Origin of the sequence: Desulfonatronospira sp. (genome assembly GCA_003563255.1) — a bacterium.
In the GTDB taxonomy this organism is placed as follows: Bacteria; Desulfobacterota; Desulfovibrionia; order Desulfovibrionales; family Desulfonatronovibrionaceae; genus Desulfonatronospira.
The window spans coordinates 1-3,502 of sequence record PWSL01000453.1; the positions used below are offsets into that span (position 1 = coordinate 1).

Consider the following 3,502-nt stretch of genomic DNA (forward strand, 5'->3'; position numbering starts at 1 on the left):
TCACAAATTATTATTGAAAATAAATGCAGGATGTTCACAGAAATAATTTTTGGTATATGTTTAGCGCTTTGCATGTGGCACGGGGACTGGTTCTTCCGGGACCCACTTGGCCCAGAAAATGAGTCGTTTTGAGCACAAAATGATGCTCAAGCGGGCCCCGGAGTTGCCTGTCCCCTGCTTTCCTTAAAAGCGCTGAACAGATACAATTATTGCAGGACTGTCCCATTTTTGGACAGGGGTTCTTGAATCGGGTTGCGGGCACAGCCCGCTTTGAATTAATTAAACAAGATGTCTGCACGTGAGTTACCTCACAAGTCTTGACCTTTTCTGGAAATCAGGTGGTTATCATGTTTGAAAGAATATTAAATGCTTGTTTTAATTCGGACTTTATAGTCTTTGTCTTGCCTGACAGGGTTATAGTACGCAAAGTCAGGAGAGGTCTTGCCTCCCTTGTTTTCAGGGAAAGCACGCTTGAATATAGTTACAGCCATCAGACAGAATTGCCCAGAATTCTGGAAATGGCCGGAAAATCCCTGAGTTCTCAACCTTCAGATAGATGGTTTCTGGGGTTGCCTTTGAAGTATTTCACCCTGGTAAACCTTACCCTGCCCAGGGCCGCCCAGGAAAACCTGGACGAGGCTGTAAAGTATGCCTTGATGCGCCATGTACCATATGACCTTGAACATGCCCATCTCAACTATGACAAATCCCTGCGCCAGGATTATCTGGACATAAGCGCCATGGTGATCCCGAAAGACTCAATCAAACCTTACCTGAAGGCGGCTTCTGCAGCAGGTGTCACCCTTCACAGTACTTTTCCGTCCATACTTTACTGGGCAAGACTTAAAGGAGACGGGGTGTACCTGTCTATGGGGGATGGCTACGGTGAGGTAATGGTTCATATCCAGGACCGTATTGTTCTTCAAAACTGGGGGCAGCACAGGGCGAAAAATGATCATTCATTTTTAGAGGAGTCCAGCAGGCTTTTGTCCAATATCCCCAATCTTCCTTCCAGTCTTTATATCTGGCAGGGTGCAGAAAAAAACGAGTATATCTGCAGTGCACTGGGGGTTAATCCTGAAAAAGCAAAATTTCTGGATTTTCAGGCAAGCGACGGCCAAAAACAGGTTCTTAACCTGTCCCGGGGATATGAAATTAATCTTTTACCAGCCTGGATCGTCAAGCAGCAGAAGCTTAAAAGCTATTTTATTTATGGGGGAGTCCTTTTTGTGGCAGTATGTATTCTGGTTGTGCCTGTTTCCAAGCTGGCCGGCCAGAAAAGACACTTGACCAAGATAGAAAAAAAGATTGAGGATATTCAGGAGCAGGCAGAAGATTTGCATAGTCTCAGGGAACAGAGCAGGCGTACCATGGACAACCTGGAAAGCATTGCCGAGATGAAAAAAGCATACCCTTCTGTTATAAGTGTTCTCAGTGAACTTACGCGGGCAGTACCTGAAACGGCATGGGTCCATTCTATGACCTTTTCCGATAATACGGTAACAATTCAGGGGGAGGCGGAATCTGCCACCTCAGTGATGGAGTCTGTAGAGAATTCCGCTGTGTTCAGCGAGGTCAGATTCAGTTCGCCTGTGACAAAATCCGGCAACTACGAGAGGTTCGCCATGGTGGCCAAGGTGTCGATATGAGGGAGAAAGTCGCAGAGTTTTTAAAAAGATCCGGATCTTTGACAGCAAAGGGTCAAAGCCGGACCAGGCTGATTTTGATATCCCTGATGGTACTGCTGATGTTGATCATCATGGTTCGTTTCTTGACTGGAGTGTACGCTGGATATCAGCAAAGTCTTCAGGAAGAGATAGATGCCAGGATGACGCGCTTTGAAAGCATGAGCAGGCTGATATCCCAGGGAGAAAAATACCTCCAGGAGTATGAGGTCCTTACGAATTTTGAAAATCACTATATCTCCTCTCGCATGATCCAGGCTTCGACTCCTTCACTGGCTGAAGCCCAGTTTCAAAATCTGATTAACGACATGGCCGAGGAAGCAGGGCTCAATGTGCAAAGCGTTCGCGTACTGCCGAGGACTACCCAGGGTAATATTACCAATCTCAAGATAGGCATCAACGGACGGGGTCAGATTGAGTCCATTAAAAATTTTTTGAAGCATGCTTCAGGTAATGACAGGTTTATCTTTGTGGATCAACTGGAGATCCGCATACTGAACCATAGAGAACGCAGGTATTTTGATTTCAATGCCCAACTTATAGCGTGGACACAGACATGAAAAATAATTATTTGACCCGCTTAAAAGGACCCCACCTTTTTCTGACCCTGGTACTGATAATCCTGGGAGGGGTGATGCTGGGACTCAGCGTAAGAGGATACAAAGACTATTCCCAGCGTGACATTGAAGCTCAAGATATTTCCAGCAACGCCTCTATGCAGGTTACCCCGCTGGAGCTGCAGGCGATGTTTGAGCTTACCCGGGAGGCAGCAGACGGTGAATACGAAATAGTGGCTCAAAAAAATCTGTTTTCTCCCGAGCGTGAAGCCTGGAAGCCCCCTCCCAGAGAAGAGGAAGAGGTAGTAGACACCAGGCCTGCCCGTGCCCCCCGTGTAAATCCAAGAGACTTCAAGCTTTATGGAATAACCAGCTTCCGGGAGGAGAAAAAGGCCCTGGTTTACTATCAGCAGTCATCTGAAACCAACAGGCACAGCCTGCTTCGGGAAGGAGAGTCCGCCAGCTTCGGCCAGGATGAGAATCAAACTTATCAGGTTGTCAGCATAGACCAGGAATCCGTCTCAATCCAGGTAGGCAGCGAAACTTTCGAGGTCAGCCTTTATGGACATGAGCGTCAGGTGCGTCAGAGGCCTGAGGTACATGGTGCTTCATTTGTGATTGGGGGCAAGGCCGGGGATTCCGGAATGGAACCCAGGCTTCCTCACGAAGGAGAACCAGCCGATGTAAGTGGAGAAGGACAAGTGCCACCGGGCCCGCCTCCCAGAACTTCGGGTTCTGAACAAAGACCTGGAGAAGAAGGTCCTGAAACTTCTGCAGAAGTGGATGAATCGCATCCGGGAGGCCTTCCAGATCTTTTGCGGAGGATGCGGGACGCAGCAAACGAAAGTGATCCACCCGGGTCTCAGGCTCGTTCACCTTCCAGTGCCGATGAAATGGAGGCCAAGGTAGAGCAGGGCACCATGAGAAGAATTGAGACTCCTTTCGGTCCTGTATACAGGCCTGTGGAGTAATGGAGTAGTTTCTCGGCTGGACGCTCAAGCTTAAGGTCTGGTTCATCCTCTGTCAGCAAGCATGATGCGCCTGCAAAAAGTCTATTTTGCAGGCGCATCAGTAAATCTGCAAAAAAGCTTATCTTTCAGGTTCCTGGCATGTCCGGGGGTTGACTTTTTCTAACACAAAAGGATTTTCACTACATGAGGAAGCTTGCCATATTACTGCTGCTTGTATTTATTACCGGATGCGCAACCCTGGACCCCACATCCAGAAGAACTGCTGACATGTCAGTAGCTTTTCCCTCCA

Annotated in this window: 3 protein-coding genes; all 3 read left to right on the forward strand. The window is 48.0% G+C overall.

Annotated features, from left to right (window positions below; all coding sequences use genetic code 11):
- Window positions 1–347 precede the first annotated feature (347 nt).
- Genes QZP87_RS13350 through QZP87_RS13360 form a run of 3 tightly spaced genes read left to right on the forward strand, consistent with a single transcriptional unit; the run spans window position 348 to window position 3,213 of the window.
- Window positions 348–1,649, forward strand: a complete 1,302-nt coding sequence (locus QZP87_RS13350) for a PilN domain-containing protein (protein WP_291323416.1) — start codon at window positions 348–350, stop codon at window positions 1,647–1,649.
- The gene (gene gspM, locus QZP87_RS13355) at window positions 1,646–2,245 is read left to right on the forward strand and encodes a type II secretion system protein GspM (RefSeq protein ID WP_291323417.1); all 600 of its coding nucleotides are present in this window, start codon (window positions 1,646–1,648) and stop codon (window positions 2,243–2,245) included. The genes QZP87_RS13350 and gspM overlap by 4 nt, the downstream gene beginning before the upstream one ends.
- Window positions 2,242–3,213 carry a hypothetical protein gene (locus tag QZP87_RS13360; RefSeq protein WP_291323418.1) on the forward strand — a complete coding sequence of 324 codons (972 nt, stop codon included), beginning with the start codon at window positions 2,242–2,244 and terminating at the stop codon, window positions 3,211–3,213. The genes gspM and QZP87_RS13360 overlap by 4 nt, the downstream gene beginning before the upstream one ends.
- Window positions 3,214–3,502 lie beyond the last annotated feature (289 nt).